19 protein-coding genes are annotated in these 23,853 nt (G+C 72.0%); 10 read left to right on the plus strand and 9 right to left on the minus strand.

Annotated features, from left to right (window positions below; all coding sequences use genetic code 11):
* Positions 1–6 precede the first annotated feature (6 nt).
* A complete protein-coding gene (locus ACWCPF_RS27115) occupies positions 7–1,605 on the minus strand; it encodes a phage tail sheath family protein (protein ID WP_451047700.1) in 1,599 nt (532 codons plus the stop codon).
* A 246-nt stretch (positions 1,606–1,851) separates the two neighbouring features.
* Positions 1,852–3,837: an eCIS core domain-containing protein gene (locus ACWCPF_RS27120; protein WP_451047701.1), complete on the minus strand. Its 1,986-nt coding sequence runs from the start codon at positions 3,835–3,837 to the stop codon at positions 1,852–1,854.
* A 450-nt stretch (positions 3,838–4,287) separates the two neighbouring features.
* On the opposite strand from ACWCPF_RS27120, the gene ACWCPF_RS27125 reads away from it, so the two are divergent.
* From ACWCPF_RS27125 to ACWCPF_RS27145, 5 genes are all read left to right on the plus strand, one after another.
* Entirely contained in the window at positions 4,288–6,156 is a 1,869-nt protein-coding gene (locus tag ACWCPF_RS27125; protein ID WP_451047702.1) for an eCIS core domain-containing protein, read from the plus strand.
* Between the two features lie 83 nt (positions 6,157–6,239).
* A complete protein-coding gene (locus ACWCPF_RS27130) occupies positions 6,240–7,673 on the plus strand; it encodes a hydrolase (protein WP_451047703.1) in 1,434 nt (477 codons plus the stop codon).
* 162 nt (positions 7,674–7,835) lie between these two features.
* Positions 7,836–9,236: a ricin-type beta-trefoil lectin domain protein gene (locus ACWCPF_RS27135; RefSeq protein WP_451047704.1), complete on the plus strand. Its 1,401-nt coding sequence runs from the start codon at positions 7,836–7,838 to the stop codon at positions 9,234–9,236.
* A gap of 65 nt (positions 9,237–9,301) precedes the next feature.
* Complete coding sequence (locus ACWCPF_RS27140) at positions 9,302–10,486, plus strand: helix-turn-helix domain-containing protein (protein ID WP_451047705.1); 1,185 nt, start codon at positions 9,302–9,304, stop codon at positions 10,484–10,486.
* A 141-nt stretch (positions 10,487–10,627) separates the two neighbouring features.
* On the plus strand, positions 10,628–11,185 hold the full coding sequence (locus ACWCPF_RS27145) for a DUF6415 family natural product biosynthesis protein (protein WP_451047706.1): 558 nt from the start codon (positions 10,628–10,630) through the stop codon (positions 11,183–11,185).
* Between the two features lie 263 nt (positions 11,186–11,448).
* Here the strand turns inward: ACWCPF_RS27145 and ACWCPF_RS27150 are convergent, their stop codons facing one another.
* From ACWCPF_RS27150 to ACWCPF_RS27165, 4 genes are all read right to left on the minus strand, one after another.
* Positions 11,449–11,817: a hypothetical protein gene (locus ACWCPF_RS27150; protein WP_451047707.1), complete on the minus strand. Its 369-nt coding sequence runs from the start codon at positions 11,815–11,817 to the stop codon at positions 11,449–11,451.
* A 193-nt stretch (positions 11,818–12,010) separates the two neighbouring features.
* The gene (locus tag ACWCPF_RS27155; protein WP_451047708.1) at positions 12,011–14,056 is read right to left on the minus strand and encodes an ATP-binding protein; all 2,046 of its coding nucleotides are present in this window, start codon (positions 14,054–14,056) and stop codon (positions 12,011–12,013) included.
* Positions 14,053–14,727, minus strand: a complete 675-nt coding sequence (locus ACWCPF_RS27160; RefSeq protein ID WP_451047709.1) for a DUF4255 domain-containing protein — start codon at positions 14,725–14,727, stop codon at positions 14,053–14,055. The genes ACWCPF_RS27155 and ACWCPF_RS27160 overlap by 4 nt, the downstream gene beginning before the upstream one ends.
* Positions 14,728–14,874: 147 nt before the next feature.
* Positions 14,875–15,483 (minus strand): helix-turn-helix transcriptional regulator, encoded by a 609-nt coding sequence (locus ACWCPF_RS27165; protein ID WP_451047710.1) that lies wholly within the window; start codon positions 15,481–15,483, stop codon positions 14,875–14,877.
* A gap of 534 nt (positions 15,484–16,017) precedes the next feature.
* On the opposite strand from ACWCPF_RS27165, the gene ACWCPF_RS27170 reads away from it, so the two are divergent.
* On the plus strand, positions 16,018–18,933 hold the full coding sequence (locus tag ACWCPF_RS27170) for an AAA family ATPase (protein WP_451047711.1): 2,916 nt from the start codon (positions 16,018–16,020) through the stop codon (positions 18,931–18,933).
* A gap of 57 nt (positions 18,934–18,990) precedes the next feature.
* Here the strand turns inward: ACWCPF_RS27170 and ACWCPF_RS27175 are convergent, their stop codons facing one another.
* Entirely contained in the window at positions 18,991–19,377 is a 387-nt protein-coding gene (locus ACWCPF_RS27175) for a VOC family protein (RefSeq protein WP_451047712.1), read from the minus strand.
* 95 nt (positions 19,378–19,472) lie between these two features.
* Here ACWCPF_RS27175 and ACWCPF_RS27180 point away from each other — a divergent pair, with 95 nt between their 5' ends.
* From ACWCPF_RS27180 to ACWCPF_RS27190, 3 genes are all read left to right on the plus strand, one after another.
* A complete protein-coding gene (locus ACWCPF_RS27180; protein WP_451047713.1) occupies positions 19,473–19,826 on the plus strand; it encodes a hypothetical protein in 354 nt (117 codons plus the stop codon).
* A 129-nt stretch (positions 19,827–19,955) separates the two neighbouring features.
* Complete coding sequence (locus ACWCPF_RS27185; RefSeq protein ID WP_451047714.1) at positions 19,956–20,813, plus strand: SDR family oxidoreductase; 858 nt, start codon at positions 19,956–19,958, stop codon at positions 20,811–20,813.
* A 143-nt stretch (positions 20,814–20,956) separates the two neighbouring features.
* Positions 20,957–21,169: a DUF4287 domain-containing protein gene (locus ACWCPF_RS27190; protein WP_451047715.1), complete on the plus strand. Its 213-nt coding sequence runs from the start codon at positions 20,957–20,959 to the stop codon at positions 21,167–21,169.
* A 163-nt stretch (positions 21,170–21,332) separates the two neighbouring features.
* Here ACWCPF_RS27190 and ACWCPF_RS27195 read toward each other — a convergent pair whose 3' ends face one another.
* On the minus strand, positions 21,333–22,847 hold the full coding sequence (locus tag ACWCPF_RS27195; RefSeq protein WP_451047716.1) for a DEAD/DEAH box helicase: 1,515 nt from the start codon (positions 22,845–22,847) through the stop codon (positions 21,333–21,335).
* A gap of 124 nt (positions 22,848–22,971) precedes the next feature.
* On the minus strand, positions 22,972–23,175 hold the full coding sequence (locus ACWCPF_RS27200; RefSeq protein WP_031482971.1) for a cold-shock protein: 204 nt from the start codon (positions 23,173–23,175) through the stop codon (positions 22,972–22,974).
* Positions 23,176–23,443: 268 nt separating this feature from the next.
* On the opposite strand from ACWCPF_RS27200, the gene ACWCPF_RS27205 reads away from it, so the two are divergent.
* Positions 23,444–23,806, plus strand: a complete 363-nt coding sequence (locus tag ACWCPF_RS27205; RefSeq protein WP_451047722.1) for a DUF952 domain-containing protein — start codon at positions 23,444–23,446, stop codon at positions 23,804–23,806.
* Positions 23,807–23,853 lie beyond the last annotated feature (47 nt).

Below are 23,853 nucleotides of genomic sequence, written 5' to 3' on the forward strand. Positions count from 1 at the left end.
GGCTGCCTACTCCTCCAGCTCCCCGCTTCCGCTCTGGAACTGGGCCAGCCGGAAGATCACGAACTCGGCGGGCTTGACCGGCGCGATGCCGATCTCGCAGATGACGCGGCCGAGGTCCACCGACTCCGGCGGGTTGGACTCCTCGTCACACTTGACGTAGTACGCCTCTTCGGGGCGGGCGCCGAACAGCGCGCCCGAGCGCCACTCGTTCACGAGGAACGCGGAGACATTGCGCCGGATCCGGGCCCACAGGGCGTGGTCGTTCGGCTCGAACACCACCCACTGGGTGCCGATCAGGATCGACTCCTCCAGGTAGTTGAAGTACCGGCGGACGTTCAGGTAGCGCCAGGCCGGGTCGGAGGACAGGGTGCGGGCGCCCCAGATGCGGATGCCGCGGCCCGGGAACGCCCGGATGCAGTTCACGCCGATCGGGTTGAGCAGGTCCTGCTCGCCGCGGGTGATCTGGATCTCCAGGTCCACCGCGCCGCGCACGACCTCGTTCGCGGGCGCCTTGTGCACGCCGCGCTCGGAGTCGTTGCGGGCCCACACGCCGGCCACGTGACCGCTCGGCGGGATCAGCCGGGCCTGGCCGGAGGCCGGGTCGAAGGACTTGATCCACGGGTAGTACAGGGCCGCGTACTTGGAGTCGTAGCCGGCCGTCTCCTGGCGCCAGACCCGGATCTGACGGGCGTTCAGGCTCGGCGGCGGGTCGATGATCGCGACGCGGTCGCCCATCAGCTCGCAGTGCGCGATCAGGCCCAGCTGCACGGCCTTGACCTGCTCCAGGTCGATCGCGCCACGCTGGTAGGCGGCCATCAGGTCGGGCACCGCGACCATGGACACCTCGTCGACGGCCTCCAGGCCGCCGAAGCCGGTGCGGTCGGAGCTGTCGCCCAGGTACTGCGCGGGGCCGACGGAGGCGACGTCGTCGGGGGCGCCGCCCGGGACGGCCGCGGCCGCGGCGGACGGCGCGGCCAGCGCGACCGTCTGGTTGTCGGGGCGGGCCAGCTGAGCGGCCGGCGCGGCCTCGGCCACGGCGATGAGCTTGGAGCGCTCCTTGACCTGGGTGACGACGTAGGAGCGGTTGCCCTTCTTCGCCGACACGTCGAACGTCTCGACGGCCTTGTCGCCGTCCTTGACGATCAGCTTGAAGCGCTCCGCGGGGCCTTCGCCCTCCGCGTCCGCGACCTCGACGCTCAGCGGGCCGCCGCTCGCGCCGGCCGCGAGGGCCGTCACGGTGAACGTGCCGAGCTGCTTCGGCTCACCGGCCGGCAGCGCCGCCTGCGCGGCGGAACCGCCCACCGCGGCCGGGGACTTGGCGTCGCCGTTCGCGCCCGCCGCGGTGCCGCCGACGCGCACGACGTACGCCGCCGAGCCGCCGTTGTTGAAGAAGCCGTAGACCGAGTGCGCCAGGTAGTAGCCGTCGGTGAAGTCACCGAACGCCGCCACGTACTGGGTCCAGTTGGTCACCAGGGTCGGCTCGTTGAGGGGGCCGGTCGGGGCGAGCCCGACGAAGGCCGCCACCGAGGTGCCCACCCCCTCGATCGGGCGGGAGCCGCTGGCCACCTCCTCGACGTATACGCCGGGCGACAGGTAGGACGGCATGCTGTGCTCTCCTCGGGGTACGCGTCAGGACTCTTTCACCCTCACGCGCGAAGCGCGTCCCGCGAAACGGCCTCCGGTGCACGACTGCGGGCACACCCCGTGACCGCGAGGGCAAAGACGAGGGCAAAGGTCGAGGGCCGGCCCGGTCCGCCGGGTCTGCCGGGTTCGTCGGGTTCGTCGAGGCCGCCGGGTTCGTCGGGTCCGCCCGGTCCCCGGTCCTCGACGTTCTGCGGGCGGGGCGACGGATCAGGTGCTGTTGCGCACCCGCACGGTCAGCGGGTTCACGAAGTCGCCGCTGCCGCCCGCGTACTGCTTGTCATGGAAGGTCTCGCCCGGCTGGGAGCCGTAGAGGCGGAAGAACCACTTGCCCTTCCACGCCGTCTGGTCGATGCCGAGGGCCATGTACTCCGCCATCGCCTTGGCGCGGGTGGTGTGGGCGATCTTCTGGAGCATCTCGATGATCCGCTCGCTCTCCATGGTGCTCTTGGGCTCCTGGGGCGTGTAGCTGTTGAAGAACGACTTGGTCTTCTCCCGGTAGGTGTCGAGCAGTTTGCTCTCCAGGTCCTTCAGCGCGTTCTGGGCGTTCTGGTTGCGGGTGTAGTTCTCCAGCGTCACCCAGTCCGCGCCAGTGAGACTGCGGGCCACGACCCCGGCGAAGTGGTAGTTCCACACGTCGACATGGCTGCGGTCGGTGGAATCCTGTCCGGGGGCCGCCGTCGCGAAGTCGATCTTGTCGCCGTGGCCGATGGAGAGGGTGGCGAAGCCTTCGCCCACCTCGGGCATGGCGTGCCGGTTGATGCCCATCTTCAGCGCCACCGCGTCGGCCTGCGCGGGGTGGTCGCGCAGCGTGGAGCCGTAGTCCCGGGCCACGTCCCGTTCGCTGCGGCCGCCCTGGCCGTCGGCGGTCGCCGCCGCGGCCGCGGCGGTCGTCCCGCTGGTGGTTCCGCCGAAGCCCACGCTCTTCGTGAGGTGATCGGCGAGCGGGACGCCCACGTTCTGACCCCACGGGGCCCTGGCGTCGGCGCCGTTGCCCGCCATGACCAGCTGCATCTGGTAGCTGCCGACGACCTTCCGCGCCACGTCGATGCACTGCACCTTGATCAGGTCGGCGAAACCGCCGGCCATCTGCTGGGTGGCCGTGTTCGCGGTGACCGGGGTGACCTTGGTCAGGTTGCCGATCGGGGTCTTGATCTGTTCCGCGCCCTGGACGAGCGTGTACTGGCTGCCGGCCTGCGCCAACTGGTTCACCGCCTGCTGGAAGACGGCGGTCGTCGCGTAGAACTCCTTCGGCTCCCGATCGGTGTCGTGGACGGCGAGCGTGCCGTCGTCCGAGTAGCGCAGGGCGACGCCGGCCGGGTGGTGGGTCTCGACGCCCATATGGTCCACGTGGGCGTTGATCAGGCCGTTCGGCGACGTGCCCTTGGCCAGGACGCCCTCCGGGGACTGGGTCGTGAAGTAGGTGGCGTCCAGTGCCCCCACGCCGTCGATGCCGCCGGTCCGCGCGCGCTGGACGGTCGGCGTGGCGCCGGGTGCGGCGCCGGGCGTGGTGCCGAGCTTGGCGCCGGGCGACGGAGCGCGCTGCACCCCGGGCGCTGTCGCGTGGGTGTTCGTGTGGCCGGGTGCGGGTGCGGGTGCGGGTGCGGGCGTCGGCGCGGAGCCGGACAGGGCTCGGCGGGCGTTGTCCTCCGCGGCCCGTTCGTACCGGTCGGAGGGGTCGCTGACCCGCAGTCCGTCGCCGTGGTCGGTGCCGGCGACCGGGCCCTGCCGCTGCTGGATGACGTGCGTCAGCTCGTGGGCGAGGGTGTGCCGGTCGCCGCCGCCGTCGCCGATCACGACATGGCTGCCGGAGGTGTAGGCGCGGGCTCCGACCGCCGCGGCCGACTGCCGGGCGGCGGCGTCCGTGTGCAGGCGTACGTCGCCGAAGTCGGCGCCGAGCCGGGCCTCCATGTCCTGGCGCACGGCGCTGTTGAGTGGGGCGCCCGCCGAGCGGATCACCGACTGCACGGAGTCGGCGGCCCGCTGGACGGTGTCGGGGTCCTGTCCGGCGCTGCGTTGAGCCACCAGCCGGGCCATCACCGCGTTGCCCGCGCTCCGTTGGAGGGCGCGGATCGCTTCGGGCGAGCGGGTGGCGAGGGCGTGCTGAGGGGGAACCGCGGATCCCGGCGTCCGGGCGGCCCGCGCGGCGACGGCCCCGCGCACGCTCGAATCCTTCGACTGGTCCTGGCTGCGCATGGGAACCCCTGAAACGGCACGGAGACGGTGAACGGAGTCGGTGAACCGGTGGCAAATTCCCATGCATAGCGTGGCCGTCGCCGGATGCGGCAGGGCCTGGCGGGCAGACCCGGGGGCACCCCTGGGTCGCGTCCGGGCGGAAGGGCAGCCGGGCGGATCCGGCGGGCACGCGTTGTGCCCCGTGGCGTGCGATCTCCGCCGAGGCCGGCACCGCGGCGTCGGCGTGCGCGCCGGTGGACTTCCTTCGAACCCGCCTTTTCCACCGTCGCCACGCGCTCAGCGTGTCCTTGACGGCCCCCGGTGCCGAACCGGGGGCAGCCTCCGTGACCGGAAGGGCAACTTCTGCCGGTCGTGCCCCTCCGGTATGCCCCTCGGTCCCTTGCCCCGCCCCGGCGTCCTCGGCCAGGCTGGTGCGCTGACGTGGCTTCTTCACCGTCGAAAGGAATGCTCGTGCGCGCGCAGGACAAGGGCACCTCAGCGAAGGAAGGGGCGTCCGGTCGCCGGCCTGCCGCTCGTCCGACCCGCGCCCCGGGGTGGGCGGCCGCGGTACTCGACCTTCAGCGGCTCGCGGGCAACGCGGCGGTCTCCCGTGCCGTCGAGGCCGAGCGCCACCAGCACTCCGCCGGCTGCGGGCACGAGCAGCAGCAGCCCGCTGTGCAGCGCAGCTCCCTGGTCCACCAGGTCCTGAACTCGCCCGGCAGTTCGCTGAACGGGGCGCTGGCCGGTGAGATGTCGGCCCGGTTCGGAGGCGTCGACTTCAGTTCCGTGCGGGTGCACACCGACGCCGTCGCCCAGCGTTCGGCCGCCGAGATCGGCGCGACGGCGTACACCTCGCGCGACCACGTCGTGTGGGACGGCCGGGACAAGCACACCCTCGCCCATGAGCTCACCCATGTCGTCCAGCAGCGCCGGGGTCCGGTCTCCGGCGCCGACAACGGCGGCGGACTGCGGGTCAGCGATCCCGGCGACAGCTACGAGCGCGCCGCCGAGGCCAACGCGCGGCGCGTGATGGCGGGTCCGGCGCCGGTGCAGCGCGCGGTCGAGCAGCACACCGGTCACGCCGAGCACACCGGTCACGCCGAGCACGCCGGACACGACCACGGAGGTCACGGAGGTCACGGAGGTCACGCGGGTCACGCCGGTCACGCCGACCACGCGTCTTCGGCGACGGCGACCGCGGGGGACGTCGGCGCGTTCGTCCAGCGCCGGGTGGAGACCCCGGCGCGGATCGGCTTCGAGTTCCAGCAGCTGCAGAGCGACGTCAAGGTCACGGGGGGCCAGGATTCGAGCTCGGACGACGGCCTCTTCGCCCGGGACGAGGAGCAAGCGCAGGACTCCGACTCGGAAGCCGACGTGTACGACGTCGAAGCCAAGCACTACGGCAGGGGCCCAGGCCAGTGGTACGTCGTCGAGGACGGCAAGAACCTGGAGTTCGTCACCCAGCCCTTCAAGACCATGGACCAACTCGTCGCGGTCATGGCCGAGATCAAACGGGTGGCGAAGTTCCTGGAGTTGGCGACCAAGGGGGAGCAGAAGTCTGCCCCCAAAGCGAAGCCTGAGTTCGAGGTCGGCGACAACTACGTGACCGTCACCAAGCCCGACGACTCGGGGCAGCCGCAGGTGAACCCCGATGTGCCGCTGGACTCCCTGCCCGCCCTCTACGAGCACGCGGCCGGCGACGATCAGCACCTCCAGGACTTCTACGGCGCCGACGAGGGGTCGTTCTGGAATGCGGAGAACACCAAGAACGAGATGCAGGAAAACGCCAGGGTCGCTGCGCAGGTGTTCTCCCTCGACGCCGGTGTGCTCGCTCGTACCTTCGACATGGAGGGAACGTCCCCCGAGAAGCTCGGCAGCGTCCGCGGCCTGCTCCAGGTGCTGACCGCGGCCGCCGTGCACCGGGCGTTGTACCGCACCACGCTTCCCAAGGACCAGCCGGTGCTGCTCAAGACCCATATGGGCAGGCTGTGGAAGGAGCTGCAAGCGAGCGAGGTGATCGGCACGGATGTGGCCCCGGGGGCCGTGGCGGAGCTGATGTGCCAGTTGAGCGAGGGGCTGTCCGAAGAGAAGCGCGTCTGCGAGGGCATCGTCAAGAGCGTGATGCGGGGAGTGGACCCGGTCTGGGCCGGTCCGCTGGACTCCGTCGACATCGGGGCGCCGACGAGGCCGGGCGGAGAGCCGTCGGAGCATCGCAAGCAGATTCTGGTCGAGCTGCGGCGGGTGCCGGTCCTCACCATCGAGGAGTGGCCGGCGTTCGCGGCGACGTCCTTCGCCCACTTCATCGAGGACGGCGCCGACCGCTACCACCAGGACCTCTGACCGGCGGCCCTGCCCGAAGGGGCACACCCTCCTGCCCCTGGGCCTCATGACGCTCGAACGGGCCCGGACGTAGCCTCGCTGGGGTGACTTTGTGGACCTCCCTCGAACCTGCCTCCGTCACTGTCGACCCCGGCAGCCGGGCGACCGTACGGCTGCGGGTGCGCAACACCGGTGACGTCGTCGACGAGTACCGCTTCGAACCGGTGGGGAGTGTGGCGCCCTGGACGACGGTGGAGCCGCCCACCCTGCGTCTCTACCCGGGCACGACGGGGACGGTCGAGCTGACGTTCGCCCCGCCGCGCACTCCGGACGCGACGGCCGGCCCCAACCCCTTCGCGGTGCGGATCACGCCGACGGAGCATCCGGAGGCGGTGACGGTTCCCGAGGGGAACCTGACGATCACGCCGTTCACCGAGGTGCGGGCCGAGCTGGTGCCGCCGACGGTGAAGGGACGTTTCCGGGGCCGCCCCCGTCTCGCCATCGACAACATCGGCAACACCAAGCTCACCGCCTCGCTGACCGGCAGCGACAACGGGGACCGGCTGTCGTACGAGCTCCAGCCGGCCAATGTGCAGATCGAGCCGGGCCGGGCGGTGTTCGTGAACACCACGCTCCGCCCGCGCCAGATCATCTGGTTCGGCTCGAAGGAGGAGCAGCCCTACGCGCTGAACGTGCAGCGTTCGGGGGCGGTTCCGCTGTCGGTGGACGGCACGTTCGTCCAACGCGGTTTCCTGCCGCGCTGGTTGGCGACGGCGTTGAGCCTGAGTCTGGCGATCGCGATCGCGTTCGTGATGATCTGGCTGACGTACAAGCCGCAGGTGCGGTCGCTGGCCCAGCCGAAGACCGAGGAGGTCGGCGTCAGCACCCTGGCGCCCAGCCCTTCGGCGACGCCCAGCGCCCCGGCCCTGGTGCCCACCCCGACGGCGCCCGTCGTGGTCGAGGCGCCCGTCAACACCCCGGCCGCGGACCCCGGCGACAGTGGCGGCGACAGCGACAGCGGCAGCGGGGACGGCGGCGGGACCGAGACGAAGCCCCCGGCGCAGCCCAAGCGGGAGACGGCGGCCGACGCCGTGAACAAGCTCGCGGCGCGCAGCGACGGGCGGCACATCTGCTACATGGTGTACATCGCGGACCAGGGCTGGCAGGACCCGGTCTGCGACGGCGCGATCGCCGGCACGACCGGCAAGAACCTGCCCATCAAGGCCATCAATATCGCGACGGCGCGGACCGCCGGGGTCACCGGCAACGCCGCCCATGTGGTCGGCGACTGGCTGACCGGCGACAAGTGGTCGAAGGCCGGCGACGGCGTCAACATGTACATGGGTTCCAGCAAGGCGGCGGTCTCGGTGATGCAGGGCTTCACGATCGAGACGATCGAGGGCTCCGTCTGCCAGACCGCGCACATCAAGGACCGCGGCTGGCTGGGCAAGAGCTGCACCAAGCCGGGCGGCTGGGTCTACGGGGGCAGCCCCATGCAGGACAAGCTCCAGCTGGAAGCGGTCCGCTTCACGGTCTGAGACCGCAGTCTCACCGCGTCTGAATCTCCGTCAAGCTCCGGCAAACTCCGGCAATCTCCGTCCGAAACCGTGTCCTGGGGCACGACCGTTCGTCCCTTTCGGGCAGCGGTCGTGCCCCAGGGCCTGCTGACGGCCTCGCGGCCCGCGTCGTAACGTCGCCAGGTGACTCTGTGGACTTCTCTGGAACCGGCCGCGGCGACCGTGGACCCCGGCAGCAGTACGACCGTACGGCTGCGGGTGCGCAACACCGGTGACGTCGTCGACGAGTACCGCTTCGAACCGGTCGGGAGTGTGGCGCCCTGGACGACGGTGGAGCCGCAGACGCTCCGCCTGTACCCGGGTACGACGGGGACGGTCGAGCTGACGTTCTTCCCGCCGCGCACTTCGGACGCGACGGCGGGCCCCAACCCGTACGCGGTGCGCATCACGCCGACGGAGCATCCGGAGGCGGTGACGGTTCCCGAGGGGAACCTGACGATCACGCCGTTCACCGAGGTGCGGGCCGAGCTGGTGCCGCCGACGGTGAAGGGACGTTTCCGGGGCCGTCCGCGCCTCGCCATCGACAACCTCGGCAACACGCGCGTGACGGCGTCCGTCGCGGGCGCCGACATGGGCGACCACCTCGGCTACGAGTTCAGCCCGGGCAGCGTGCAGATCGAGCCCGGGCGGGCGGTGTTCGTCGACACGACTCTCCGCCCGCGCCAGATCATCTGGTTCGGCTCGAAGGAGCAGCGCCCGTACGCGCTGAACGTGCAGCGCTCGGGCGCGGTCCCGCTGTCCGTGGACGGCACGTTCGTCCAACGCGGCTTCCTCCCCCGCTGGTTGGCGACGGCGCTGAGCCTGAGTCTGGCGATAGCGATCGCGTTCGTGATGATCTGGCTGACGTACAAGCCGCAGGTGCGGTCGCTGGCCCAGCCGAAGACCGAGGAGGCCGGCGCGACGGCGCTGCCCAGCCCCTCCGTCTCCGCGCCGTCCGCGCCGAGGGTGGACGCCTCCGCCGACCCGCTGCCCGTGCAGACGCCCTCCGCGCCGGCCGCGGACAACGGCAGCGGCGGTTCGGCCTCCGGCGGCGGCTCGGGGTCGGGCAGCGGCGGCGGCAGTGGCAGCGGGAGCGGCAGCGGGAGCAGCGCCGGGGGCGGTACGACCGCCTCGAAGCCGCCGGTCGTGGTGCCCGGCGCGATCATCATCGGCACGGGCTCGAAGCGCTGCATCGACATCACCAACGCCCAGAACGGCAAGGGCAAGGACGGCACCCCGCTGCAGCTGTGGGACTGCGCCGGGTCCGCGAACCAGAAGTGGGTCTTCAAGAGCGACGGCACGATCCGCTCGCTCGGCCTGTGCATGGACGTCGCCTGGGGCTCACGCGACGACGGCGCGGTCATCCAGGTCGCCAACTGCAGCGGCAACCCCGCCCAGCAGTGGGTGCTGAGCCAGGCCGGCGACCTGGTCAACCCCCAGGCCGACAAATGCATCGACGCCAAGGACAAGGGCACAGCCAACGGCACAAAACTCCAACTCTGGACCTGCTCAGGCACCTCCAACCAGAAGTGGACGGCGAAGTAGCCGCAGGCCCTCGGACTGCGGCTGCGGGGTACCGTTCTGAGTGTCGAGTTCAGAACGGAGCCAGCATGCCCTCCTCCAGTGCAGAACACGCAGGCGCACGCATCAAGCACATGCGCAAGGTCCGTCGGCTGACGCAAAGAGAACTCGCGGACCTGTCGAACGTCTCGTACAGCACCCTGACAAAGGTGGAGCAGGGCGTCTTGCCTCCGAGCCCCTCGGTCATAGGAGCGCTCGCGCGCGCCCTGTCGGTTCCGGTCGCCGAACTCAACGGACAGCCGTACCTCGATGAGCTGCGCGCAGACCAGCTCGACGGGCTGATCAACCCGATTCGGGAGGCCCTGAACCTCTACGACCTCGGCGCAGACCCGGACGTGAGGCCGCGCTCGGTGGACGAGCTGGAGGCGCACGCGGACAAACTGTGCGCCCTGGTCCGCGCCACGCACATCAAGCAGGTCGCTGCGGACCTGCCCGGCTTGATCTCCGAGGCGACGACCGCGGCGTACGCCGCCCCGGCCGACCGGAACTGGCAGCTGCTGGCGAGCGTCTACCGGACCGCCTACGACGTGACGACGAAGCTGGGCTTCCCCGACCTGTGCACGGTCGCGCTCGACCGGATGGACTGGGCTGCGCAGCGGGCGTCCGACCCGGTGCTCGGCGGGATGCGGCAGTACCTGCGCGCGCTGGCGTACCTGCGGGCGAGCGACTACAAGACGGGCAAGCGCCTGATCGGCTTGGGCATGTCGGCTCTGGAACAGGCCGAGTCCGGGCGCGCGCTGGACGTCGTCACCGGGCAGATGCACCTCGGGGCCGCCGTTCTGGCGGGGCGTGACAAGGACAAGGCGACGGCGGAAGGCCACCTGGGCGAAGCGGCCCGCATCGCGGAGCGGACCGGGCCGGCCGAGAAGGTGCACTGGCTGTCGTTCGGACCCACCAACGTGGGCGTCCACCGGGTGAGCGTCCTCGCGGAACTGGATCTGTATGCGGAGGCCGTTCACCAGGCGGAGACCATTGCCATCCCGGACGACTGGCCGCCGTCCCGGCTCTCTCATCACCACGCCGAGGTCGCCCGGGCGCAGATGTGGACGGGAGGCACCGAGGCCGCCTTCAAGAGCTTGCTCGCGGCGCGCAAGCTGGCCCCACAGCAGACGCGGTATCACCCGACGGTACGGGAGACGTACGCGGGCCTGGAGGCGGCGAAGCGCAGGATGCCTGAGACGTTCCACAACTTCGGTTCCTGGCTCGGTATGTGACGCCAGGTCAAGCAATGGTCAGGGCTATCAGTGGGTTCTGATAGTTCCGACCCTTCCATGTCGGCACTCTGCTAGCAGACGAGACCCCCGCAGCCGCGCGAACGGCCCGGGGGCTGGCCAACGCTACGTAGGAGCGTCGACATGACGAACGGTACAGCTCCGCCCCCGGAAGGCCCACGGGGCCCCGGGACGACGATCAGGGTCTCCACCGTGGTCCGTGACGGCGGGGTGCCGCCGCTGACCAGGCCCTCGATGCCGGCCGCGGCCAGTTGGTTCCTCGGGCAGGAGACTCTGCCGCGTCACCAGACGGTGAAGCTTTTCGGCGACGACTTCCGGGACTTCCTCGAAGTCCTGATCCCGCAGGTCGAGCAGCTGGCCGCGAGCCGTGGCAGGGACGACGTGCCGGCCATGGTCGCCCGGGCCGGTATCGGCGAGGCCCGTCGACGGCTGCGCCTGGCAGAGCAGCCCGGACTGCGCGGTGAAGTGGAGCGCGTGAAGCGGCTCGCCCGCTCCGTCCTGGCGCTGCGCGCCCACCACGACGCGCTCACCGGGTTCTGGAGTTGCCTCGTCTGCGACCAGACGATCGAGACGGCCGCCGACGCCATGCCGCACGCGCGGGTCGGCCCCACACGCGGCAACGGCCGCCCCGGCCCCATCCACCGCAGCTGCGTCGACGCCGTGCGCCGCGACCACCGCTGACGCATGCCGCCGCCCCGGCGTTGCGGGGCCCCACGGCGACCGCAGGGTCAGGGTCGCGCCCAGGAACGCCCGTCCCGCGTTTGCCCGCAGGGGCCCGCGCGGGACGGGTCCCAGAGCCTTCCCGTCGTCCCACGGTCCGTCGAGGCGATCACGCACCCACATGGCCGTGGTCCGCGCTGGGGCGAAGACCCGGCAAAGCTCCGCCCTCAACGAGCAGAAAGGGTCCGTCAGCAAGCTGACGGACCCTTTCTGCGGAATCGAGGCTAGTAAGCCGGGTGATGCCAGTTTGTGCAGGAGTACACGGTAGTTCCCAGGTGGATGCATGTGCGGAACGCAGTGACATTCCTGTACAGGACCTGGTGATTCGCAGTGTGGTTCGTGGACTTCAGCTCATATCGCTGCCCGTCGTCCTGCAGATAGTATTGGACCCAAGCCGCGCTCTCGCTGTAGACCCAGACCCAGCTCGTTGAGCCATTGCCACCATTGTAGTTGTTGTCGACCTGCGACTTGTTGTTCCACCCCAATTCCATGTCGGTGCAGACGGCACCGCAGTACACATCAGCCATGGCGGCGGTAGGCAGGCTCAGGCTGGCGGCGGCAACCCCCACGGCGACGACTGCTGCTTGGGCCATTCTCCTCAGTTTCATCGCTGCTCACTCTCTCCTGGATCCATCAATTAAGGTCACGACATCGGTTCGTGACTCAGCATCAAGACACCGGGCCGGCAGTCGATATAACGCCCTTATGGTGTGACCTGAGGCACACCGCGGATGCTGATGGATGGTCAGAAAGCGCTCTGAGCCTGCGCGTGCGGACCCGCCGGAGCTACCAGTTGGCCTCGCCCGGGACCAGGCGGCCTGCCTTGCGGTATTCGCGGCGGGCGCCTTCCAGGAGGTCGGCGTCGGAGACCGGTTCGTCGCGGCCGGCGGCCAGGTAGGCGGCCGTCACGACTGCGCTGCGGATCGAGCCGCCGGCGAGTTCGAAGTCCTTGGCCAGCGGGGTGGGGTCGACGTCGGCGGCGCACGGGACGTGGGACAGGCCGTGCCGCCACAGGGCGAGCCGTTGGCCGGGGTCGGGGAACGGGAAGTCGACGACCAGGTCCAGGCGCCGGGTGAACGCCTCGTCGATGTTGGCGCGCAGGTTGGTGGTGAGCAGCGCGATGCCGTCGAAGGACTCCAGGCGCTGGAGCAGGTAGGCGCTCTCCATGTTGGCGTACTTGTCGTGCGCGTCCTTGACCTCGGACCGCTTCCCGAACACCGCGTCGGCCTCGTCGAAGAGCAGCACGGCGTCGGTGCGGTCGGCCTCGGTGAAGATGCGCTCCAGGTTCTTCTCGGTCTCGCCGACGTACTTGTCGACGATCGAGGAGAGCTGGACGACGTAGAGGTCCAGGCCGAGTTCGGCGGCCACGACCTCGGCGGAGAGGGTCTTGCCGGTGCCGGACTCGCCCGCGAACAGGCCGAGCACCCCCCGGCCGCGGCCGCCGCCCGCGCTCAGCCGCCAGTCGCCCAGGACGCGGTCGCGGTGCCGGGCGCGCAGGGCGAGTTCGTGCAGTTGGGCCAGCGGGCGCTCGGGCAGGACCAGGTCCGTCCAGCCGACGTCGGGACGGATCCGCCGCGCGTGCTGTTCCAGGCCGGACGCCGACTGCTGGCGGGCGGCCAGCCGGATGTGGTCGGCGGTGAGCGGCCCGCCCTCGAAGGCGGCCAGCGCGGCGGCGGCGTGCGCGGCCCGCGCGATCCGCTCGCCGCCGAGGCGGTAGGGCGCGACGGTGGTGGCCAGGTCGAAGCCCGGTTCCGCGTCGCCGAGGGCTGCGGCCCAGGCCGCCGTCCCGCCCGTCCTGCGCCGCGGCGCGTCCAGGACCAGCGGGTCGTGGGTGGACCAGTGCGGGTCGTAGGGGCGCGGGTCCGTGAGGAGGACGGTGACGTCCGGGGCGTCGGTCAACGCGCCGACCAGCGGGCCCGGTTTGTCCGGCAGGCCGGACAGGACCACCGCCCGGCCGGTGAGGCGCGCCTCGCGCAGCAGGTCGGGGACGCGGTCCTCGGGGCCGGTGAAGCGCAGCGCGTCGAGGCCGGCGGCGCCGAGCGCCGAGGCGATCGCGGCCAGGCCGTCGCCCTCGCGGTGCTCGCGCAGATAGACGGTGAGCGGGCCGTCGTCCCGCCGTCGGTGCGTCGGCCCATGCGCCAGCCGGTGCGCCAGCCGGTGCGCCAGGCGGTGCGCCAGGCGGTCGACGAAGTCGTCGTCGGCGGCGGGCAGCGGCGGGGGGAGTTCGTGGAGGAGGCCGTGCAGGGCCGCGTCCGGGGTGTCGTCGCCGAGGAGGTGGGCGAGCAGCCGGTCCGGGACGCGCAACAGGCGGGAGAGGAACGGCCGTTCGGGCTCCTCCAGCTCCAGCAGGCCGTAGGCGCGCAGCGGCGCCGAGGCGTGGAAGCGGGCGCGGGCGGCGGCCAGGTGGGCGGGCGCTCCGCACAGGTCGAGGGCCAGCCCCACGGTGGCCCGCCGTCTGCTCACGTCGTCGTTGAGATAGCCGTACAGCGGCTCGAAGGAGCGGTCGAGATCGGGCGCGAGGGCGATCAGGAGGATCGCGGCGTCGAACTCGGTCAGGCGCAGCCGCGCCGCCAGGGTGAAGAGGGTGTCGGGCGGGTCGAGGGCGGGGGTGAGGTCGCCGGCGGGCGGCCGGGGGCCGCCGGACAGCAGGTGGCGGACCGCGTCCTCGGACAGGTACAGGCCGCGCAGCGGGTCGGCGGCCGTCGGGTCGGCGGCGGCGCGGGCGTCGACGAGGGCGGCGACCCGCTCGCGCAGCGCGGCGAGGCGGGTGAGCAGTCCCGCCGCCTCGGTGACGGCGGCGGATTCCCCGGTGTAGGTGTACGTGTCGGTCACGGCTTGCTCGGCGGCCGGGCGGCGGCCTCGCGGGCGGCGCGCGCCGCGGCCACCTGGTGCGGGCGGTGGGCGCGCTCGCCGGACTGCGGCGGGTCGCCGTCGATGCCGCGCAGCCGGACCGCCGCGCCCTCGGTGACCGGCGGCCCGGCGTCGTACTCGGGGTACGCCGGGAAGGGCGCCGTCACCACCAGGTCCAGGGAGGGCTTGAGCTCGCCGCCCAGGGCGGACCAGATCTCGGCGAGGGAACGGGACTCGGTCTGGATGCCGGCCACGGTCACCGGCACCGCGAGGCCCAACGCACCGAGGGAGCCGGGAAGTTCGTCGGCCGAGAGCATCTCGCGGGGCAGCAGCGTCGCCAACACGGCGGACAGCAGCCGGTGTTCGTCCTGCGGGGTCCGGGTCCAGGCGGTCACCAGATACGACAGCCGGAACCAGCGCGGAGGTTGACGGCGCTTGACGACGACGTCACGGTCGTCGCGCACCGCCATCTGGCCGCGCTGCCGCCGGGACACGTCCTCGCGGATGTCGTACAAGTAGGTGTTGATCACCGGGGCGTTGCGGCGGGCGGCCCAGTCGCGGGTGGGGGCCTCGAAGGAGATGTCGATGCCGGAACCGGCGAGCGCGCCGCCTTCGAGCATGCTTTTGAGGACCTCGTCCACCTCGTGGATCACCGTCGTGCTCCTCAATCGCCTCGGTCGCCCTGCAACAAGGGCCCCTCGCGGATCATGCCCTTCGCGGGCCGGTTTCCGCACGTGCCGCGGGACCTCCGGACGGGCAGCGCACTCTGCCCGCGTGTCCTCCTTCGATTGCCCGTTCGGTCAGATGTAGCCTTCCCGGAGGGCATATGCCACCGCGTGCGCCCGGTTGCGCAGATGCAACCGCGTCGTGAGCCCGTGCATGACGTTCTTGACGGTTCGTTCGGAGTAGGACAGCTTGCTGGCGATCTCTCCGGTGTCCAGGCCCTCGGCCACCAGCCGCAGCACGTCCACCTCCCTCGGTGTGAGACCCAGGGAGGGGGCGCCGGGCCTGCCCGCCGCACCGCGATGCAGTGTGCCCACCTGGCTGATCAGCCGGCCGAGCAGGTCGGAGGGCAGGTCGCCGTCGCCTCGGTGGGCGGCGAGCACCGCCTGCACCAGCCGGTGCGCGGTCGCCTCGCGACGCCAGACGATGGCCCCGACCCCGCACTCGATGACGTCCAGCAGCTCGGTCTCGCGGATCGTGCCCACGACGAGGACCGCCTGCGCCCCCTCGCTGCGCACGATCCGCCGCAGCCGGGTCAGCGCCGCTTCGTCGAGGGTGTCCTCGATCAGCAGCGCCACCGTGCCTGCGGCGGCGGAGAGTTCGTCACGGACCTCGATCTCCGGACGCCCGCGCAACTGGCTGAGCGCGCCCTCGCGGGAGATCGGGTCCGGCGCCTGGACGGCCACGGGAACCCGCCGCCGCGCGCCGAGCGAGCCGCCCGCGGCGGATCCGCCCGCCGTGGCCGCGCCGGTCGCCGTGACGCCCGCCTTGCCTGCCGTTCCCGCCTTGCCTGTCGTGCCTGCGGTGCCTGCGGTGCCTGCCGTTCTTGCTGTTCCTGCCTTGCCTGCTGTGCCTGCAATCGCTGCCTTGCCTGCGGCGCTGGTCTCTGGTGTCCGAGCTGTGCTGAGCAACCGTTTCCCCCATGTTCACGGGCCCGCCGTCCGGCGGGGAGCCGTGACGGGTGGGTACGGTCCACACTTCTGCGACTCCTGGGGCTCGCGCAATCGTGGAGCACCACGAGGCGGACCACGAGAGCAAGCCCTCGGACACCACAATTCGCGCACATTTTTGCAAGTCAGAGGCACAAAGATCGCCACGGACGGCGCATTCGTGAGCCTCGCCACAACGACCGTGCGGACCGGTGCCGAACAGTACGGCCTCTACCTGTACATGCCCGACCAGATGTCCGATGTACCCGACCGCGAAAGCAGGAAACTGGGATGACCGGACCGTTGCGGGAACGTGAGGACGCAAGCGCGCTGCTCGCCGCGGAGGCCGAGCGGGCGCGGGCCGGAGCCGGCCGCCTCGTCCTGCTGCGCGGGGCCACCGGCACCGGCCGGTCCGCCGTGCTGGAGGCGGCCGCCGTGCACGCGACCCGCCTCGGGCTGCGCGTTCTGCGCGCCCGCTGCTCCCCCGACGACACCGAGCTGCCGTTCTCCGCGGTCCTCCATCTCCTCGGCCCCGTACCGGAGTTCGCCGACTTCTCGCCGAGCGGCGAGGACCGCGGCAGCGCCGCCCGGCTGTGGCGGCTGCTGCGCTCGTACGCGGACGAAGCGCCGCTCATGGTCGCCGTGGACGACGTCCACCTCGCCGACGAGGCCTCGCGCCGCTGGTTCGTGGAGGCGGCCCGCCGTATCGACCGATTACCGGTACTGCTGGTGGCCACCGAGCGCAGTCAGTACGACATCGACCCGCGCCCCGCCGGTCTCACCCACGCCCTCTCCCCGTCCCTGGTCCGCACCCACACCCTCGCCCCCCTCACCGACGACGCCTCGGCCGACCTGGTCCGGGCCGCCCTCCCGACGGCCTCCGACCGGGCCACCGCGGACTGCGTGCGCGCGAGCGCCGGCAGCCCGCTGCTTCTGCACGCCCTCCTCGACGACCTCGACGGCGCCCCACGGCCGACGGTCGTCCCGCGGACGTGCGCCGCGCTGTACCCGGGTTCCTACCCGGCGGCCGTGTCCTGGTGGCTGGACAGCGCGGGAGCGACGACCGCGGAGGTGGCCCGGACACTCGCCGCTCTGGAAACCCCCCTCGAACCCCCGACGTCCCCCGAGACCACGGCCACCGCAGACACCGCAGACGCAACAGTCACCGCAGACGCAACAGGCGCCGCCGATACAGCCGACGCGACCGATACAGCCGACACGACCGATGCGGCTGACGCGACCGACGGCACGCACACCGCCGCCGCTTGTGACGCCGCAGGCGCCTCTGCCGCCGTCGACGGTCTCGCCGCCCTCGTCGCCGAGGCGTCCGGCGCCGACCCCGCCCGCGTCTCCGGCTGGTTCACCGCGATGACGCGGCTCGGCGTGCTGCGCCCCGACCGCGCCGGCCGCCCCCGCTACGCCCATCCGCTCCTGCGCGATGCCGTGCTCGGCGGCTGGTCCACCGCCCGCCGCCAGGACGCGCACCGGGCGGTGGCCCAGGCGATGCTGCGCCGGGGCGACCATGTCGACGCGGTGGCCCGGCAGTTGCTGGGCAGCGCTGCCGCCGGGCTGCCCTGGGCGCTGCGCGTGCTGCGCGACGCCGCCACCGTCGCCGTCCGGGACGGCCGGCACGGCGACGCCGTCCGCTATCTGCGCCGGGCCCTCCAGGAACCGCTGCCGGACGATCTGCGCCAGCGTCTCCTGACCGAGCTCGGCTCCCTGGAGTACGCGTGCACCGACGCCCCGGCCGGCATTCCGCGGCTCGCCGAGGCGCTCGATCTGCCGGCCGAACCCCGTGACCAGGTCCGCACCGCCATCGCCCTGGGCACCGCGCTCGCGGGCCGCGGCGAGGTCCGCACGGCGGTGGAGGCGCTGCGCCGGCTGGAGGCCCGGCTGGCCGGCCACCCCGAACTGGCCCGCACTCTGCAGACCGCGTCCGCGCTCCTGTCCGACCAGGACCAGGCCGTCCGCCGGGAGGCCTACCGCTGGCTCACCGACACCGCCGAACGCACCCCGGAGCTGGTGGGCGCGTCCGGCCGGGCGCTGCTGGTCCGCTACGCGGCGACCGCGGGGGACATCGCGGCCGGGGAGGCGATGCGCCGGATGCGCACCCTGCTGGCGGAGCCCGCCGACTCCCTCGCCGAGCCGTTCCTGCTGGGCACGGCCGCGGCGGTGGCCCAGTGGGCCGACGAACTCGACGAGGCGGAACGCCTGGTGGAGCGTGGCCTGGCCGGTCAGCGTCCGTCGCTCCTGCACCCGATGGAACGGGCGCTGATGGACACCGAGTGGGACATCGCGGCGGCGCGGGGCGCGTACGGGACCCTGCTCCTCGCGTACCCCGGGGCGCGGGCGCGGCACACGGGCAGCGGCCCCGCCAACGTCGACGGGCACGCCCTGCTCGCGCTGGTCGAGACGGGCCGCACGGCGGAGGCGCGACGCCTCGCCGACCGCTTCGACCTGCGCGACACCCCCGACTCCTGGGAACTCAACCGCTTCCTCTACGCGCGGGGCGTGCTGCGGTTCACCGAGGGGGACATCGCCGGCGCCCTGCACGACTTCCTGGAGTGCGGCCGTCGGCAGTCCGCGCGCGCGGTCCTGAGCCCGGTCGTCACCCCGTGGCGGACGGCGGCCGCGGAGTGCCGGCTGGAGCTGGGCAACCCGCAGGAGGCGCTGGCCCTGGCGACCGAGGAACTCCGGCTGGCCCAGGTGTGGGACACCCCGCGCACCAAGGGACGGGCGCTGCGCGTCCTGGGCCGGGCGACCCGTGGGCGGCGGGGGCTGGAGCTGGGCGAGGAGGCGGTGGCCGTGCTGCGGGACTCCCCGGCCGAGGCCGAGTTGGTGGCCTCGCTGCTCGCGCACGGCCGTCAGCTGATCGACGCCGGTGAACGCAGCCGGGGCCGCGAGTATCTGCGCGAGGGCGCCGAACGCGCCGAACGCCTGGGCAACGTCCGGCTGTTGACCCACGCCGACCAGGTCCTGCGCACGGCCGGGGCCCGCCGCACCACCCCCCACCACACCGGCTCCGGGTCCCTCACCGGCAGCGAACGCCGGATAGCGGAACTCGCGGCGGCGGGCCGTACCAACACGGAGATAGCGGAACTGCTGCATGTGGCCCGCCGCACGGTGGAGACCCATCTGACCAGCACCTACCGCAAGCTGGGAATCCGACGACGGGCGGAGCTGGGGGCGTCGCTGGGCAAGGACTGACCCGGGACCGATCCGGGACGGACCCGGGACGGACCCGACCGGCGCGCCGGGTCGCGGTCAGCCGCGGCCGAGGAGCTGGATGAGGTTGCCGCAGGTGTCGTCCAGCACCGCGGTGGTGACCGGGCCGGTCTCCACCGGCTCCTGGGCGAACCGCACGCCGAGTTTGCTCAGCCGGGCGAACTCCGCGGGCACGTCGTCCACGGCGAAGGCGGCGAGCGGGATGCCGTCCTTGGCGAGCCCCTCCTTGTAGGCCTTCACCACGGGATGGCGGGAGGGCTCCAGCAGCAGTTCGGTGCCGTCGGGGTCCTCCGGCGAGACGACGGTCAGCCACCGGTCCTCGCCGAGCGGGACGTCGTGCTTCTTCACGAAGCCGAGCACCTCGGTGTAGAAGCGCAGGGCCGTTTCCTGGTCGTCGACGAAGACGCTGGTCCGGTGGATCCTCATGCGAATCAACCTACTGAGTCAGGTGTGACAGGCCTGTGACCGTAGGTGTGGCCTCCGTCACAGCCGGATGATCACCCTGCTGGTGCAGTGGCCGGATGAGCACCGTACTCGGCACCGTGCGCGGTTACCTGCCGTCGTTCCTGGTGCACTTCCTGATCGGGTTCCCGACGGCCGTCGTCCTGCTCTGCGCGCGCTGGTACCTCGCACACGGGCACTGCCAGTACGAGGACATCGGCGTCCGCGGCATGGACGACTGCACCTACGACCAGATCGAGGACAGCGGCATGGTCCTGATCATGCTCGTCTTCTTCGGCGTGCTCGTCGCCCTGCTGCTCCTCCTCTTCGACGTCCTGCGCCCCCTGCACACGGGCCGCTCGCTGCGGCCCCGGCTGCTGACCCTCCCGCTGATCCTGCTGCCGTACGCCGTCTACGTCGCGAACGGCGGGTGAGGCAGGGAGGCAGGGAGGCAGGGAGACGGGAACCTTGCTTGACTTAGGCAAGTAGCTGCTACCGTGGGAGGCGCCTTCCCGCACGGGACACGCGAGACATGCGGGACACGCGAGACATGGGAGTACTTCATGACGACTGCAAGCCCCGCAGGCCGTGGCGCACGCGCCGTCGGCATCGTCACCGGCGCCGGGCGCGGGATGGGGGAGGCCTGCGCGCGACGGATGGCCGACCGGGTCGACGTGCTGCTGCTCGTCGACCTGGACGAGGACGGCGTGACGGCGGTCGCCGACGACCTCAACGCCTCCACCGCCCGGGCCGTCGCCCAGCCCGTCGCCCTCGACGTCACCGACCGCGCCGGACTGGCCCGGCTCGCCGACCGGGTCGAGGAGCTCGGCACGCTCCGCGCGGTCGTCCACGCCGCGGGCATCTCGCCGACCATGGCCGACTGGCGGCGCATCTTCGAGGTCGACCTGATCGGGACCGCGCTCCTCGCCGAGGCGCTGCGCCCGCTGGCCACCGCCGGGACGGCGCACGTGTACTTCTCGTCGATGGCCCCGCTGCTCGCCGGCGTCGACCCCGACCCGGACGTCGTCGAACTGCTGGAGGACCCGCTGCGGGCCGGGTTCCTCGACCGGATCCGGGAGGCGATCGGCCCGGCCCTAGAGGACTCCGCCCTCGCCTACCCGTGGGCCAAGCACGGCGTGGCCCGCTTCGCCCGCCGGGAGGCGGTCCGGCTGGGGGCGGTCGGCGGCCGGGTGTGCTCGCTCGCCCCGGGCATCATCGACACCCCGCAGGGCCGTCAGGAGGCGGCCGAGCACGAGGAGTCGATGCGCAAGCTCGTCGAGGCGACCCCCCTCGGCCGCACCGGCCGTCCGGAGGAGGTCGCCGCGGTGGCCGCCTTCATCCTGTCGGACGACGCGAGCTTCCTGAACGGCATCGACGTCCTCGTCGACGGAGGCGTGTGCGCGGCGGTCGTCGGCGGGTGACGCAGATCACGTCTGCGACCGATCAGTTCCCTCCCCTCGGCCGGTCAGAAAGCCAAAGGAAGCCGACGGAAGCCATCGGAAACCGACGGAAGCCATCGGAAACCGAAGGCGGCCGACGGCCGAGACCAAAGGGGACAACCGAGATGACCGAACCCGTGAAGGGCCCCGCCAGTTACTTCCCGTCGATCGAGAAGAAGTACGGCCGCCCGATCGACGAGTGGGAGACGCTGATCCGCGCCTCGCCGCTGACCCGGCACATGGAGCTCGTCTCCTGGCTGAAGACCGAGCACGGCCTGGGCCACGGTCACGCCAACGCCCTGGTGGCCCACACGCTGGCGGAGACCACCGGCGCGTGAGCCGGCCTCAGCGGCGCCGGTCGTGCCGTTGCCCTTGGCGGGGGTCCTGCGGCGGCCCTGCCCGGCGGCGGGACGGCTGCGTCGGGCGGGGGTGTGCGCGGCGGTCGTCGGACGGTGACTTGGGTCATGTCCGCGACCGGCGCGCCGGCGTGTGAGCGGGGTGTCAGCGGCTGCCGGTCGTGCCGTTGCCCTTGGCGGGGGTTCGGCGGCGGCCCTGGCCGGAGGCGGAGCCGGAGGAGGCGGCCGGACGGCCGCGGCGGGCGCGTGGGGCGGAGCCGTTGCGCTCGCCGCCGCCACGTCCTGAGCCGCCGCGTGCGGGACGGCTCTCGGTCGGGGCCGGCGGGGCCAGGACGACGGGCACTCCCGACGGGGCCTGCGCACCGGTGATCCGGCTGAGCTCGGCGCCGCCCGAGCGGACCCGGGTGGTCTGCGGGGTGATGCCGGCGTCCGCCATCAGCCGCGTCATCTCCCGGCGCTGGCTGGGCAGCACGAGCGTGACGACCGTGCCGGACTCGCCGGCGCGGGCCGTACGGCCGCCCCGGTGGAGGTAGTCCTTGTGGTCGGCCGGCGGGTCGACGTTCACGACGAGGTCGAGGTTGTCGACGTGGATGCCGCGGGCCGCGACGTTGGTCGCCACCAGCACCGTGACATGCCCGTCCTTGAACTGGGCCAGGGTGCGGGTGCGCTGGTTCTGCGACTTGCCGCCGTGCAGGGACGCGGCGCGCACCCCGACGGCCAGCAGCTTCTTCGCCAGCCGGTCCGCCGCGTGCTTGGTGTCCAGGAACATGATCACGCGCCCGTCGCGGGCGGCGATCTCCGTGGTCGTGGCGTGCTTGTCCTCGTCCTCCACGTGCAGCAGGTGGTGCTCCATCGTGGTGACCGCGCCCGCGGACGGGTCGACCGAGTGGACGACGGGGTCGTGCAGGTAGTTGCGCACCAGCCGGTCGACGTTACGGTCCAGCGTCGCCGAGAACAGCATGCGCTGGCCGTCGGGACGCACCTGGTCGAGCAGCTGCGTCACCTGCGGCATGAAGCCCATGTCGGCCATCTGGTCGGCCTCGTCGAGGACGGTGATCTCGACCCGGTCCAGCCGGCAGTCGCCGCGGTCGATCAGGTCCTTGAGGCGGCCGGGCGTGGCCACGACGACCTCGGCGCCGCCGCGCAGGGCGCTCGCCTGCCGGCCGATCGACAGTCCGCCGACGACCGTGGCGATCCGCAGCCGCAGCGCGCGGGCGTAGGGCGAGAGGGCGTCGTTGACCTGCTGGGCCAGTTCCCGGGTGGGGACGAGGACCAGGGCCAGCGGCTGCCGGGGTTCGGCGCGCTGTCCCGCCGTACGGGCCAGCATCGCGAGGCCGAAGGCGAGGGTCTTGCCGGAGCCGGTGCGGCCACGGCCCAGGACGTCCCGGCCGGCCAGCGAGTTCGGCAGCGTCGCGGCCTGGATGGGGAAGGGGGTGGTCACGCCTTCGGCGGTGAGGGCGGCCAGCAGGGGCGCGGGCATGTCGAGCTCGGTGAACGCCTCGACGGCCGGCAGCCCCGGGGTGAGGGTGACGGGCAGCGCGAATTCACCGCCGGACGCGGCGGGACGACTCCCGCGTCCGCTCCGCCCTGGCTTGGCCGAACGGGCGGGGGCGCCCTGGCGCCTGTCCGAACGGGAGCGGACGGAGCTGTTGCGGTTCATTCGGAACCTTCCTCGAAAGGGCAAAAAGCCATGAGCCGGGGCCCGTACTCAGGAGTACGGGCCCCGGCCACGGGATCCGCGTGAAAAGCGCGCGGATCTCAGCGTCTCGTGGACGTCAGGCGGTTCAGGCGGGAACGATGTTCTCGGCCTGCGGGCCCTTCTGGCCCTGCGTGACGTCGAAGGTCACCTTCTGGCCTTCCTGAAGCTCGCGGAAGCCCTGGGTGGCGATGTTGGAGTAGTGGGCGAAGACGTCCGGGCCGCCACCCTCCTGCTCGATGAAGCCGAAGCCCTTTTCCGCGTTGAACCACTTCACGGTGCCAGATGCCATATTGAATCTCCCTTGGGGCAGTGCCCGGTGTCCGCACCTTGCGGAACCGGCGTCGCAGGATCAGAAAAGCCCCGGAAACAAAAAGAGTGCTCGTCGACGGATGGTCGAAGAGCACTCACAAGCCTCTGGTAACCGAAACTGCCACTTTTATCACGGTAGCACAGGAACGGAGGAGGGGCCCGTGGAGCAGGGAGCCAACCATCCGCGCAACCATGCGGCCCACCATGCGGGCATCCTCGCGGCCGACCGGCCTGATGATGATCCGATGATGATTTATCACGTCGTACCGCTCGCCGACTGGGCGGAACGGGAAGACCGGCCCTACGCGCCCGCCTCTCTCGCACAGGAGGGGTTCGTCCACTGTTCACCTGACGAGGCGACCACGCTCGCCGTCGTCGACGCCTTCTACCGGAGCGCTCCCCGGCCGCTGCTGGCGCTGGTCCTCGACGTGGAGCGGCTCACCGCGAGGTGCGAGTGGGAGGCCGCCGACCCCGCCCCGCCGCCCGGGATCGCCGAGGGCACGCTGTTCCCGCACGTCTTCGGACCGCTCGACCGCGCGGCCGTGGTCCGCGTGCTGGAGGTCCGCTGGGACGCGGAGGGCCACGCGGTCGGCCTGACGGAGACCGGCTGACCGACCGGCCACCGAGTGGAGGGGGCGCACCGCATCGGCGGTGCGCC

The organism is Streptomyces sp. NPDC001858, assembly GCF_053594615.1.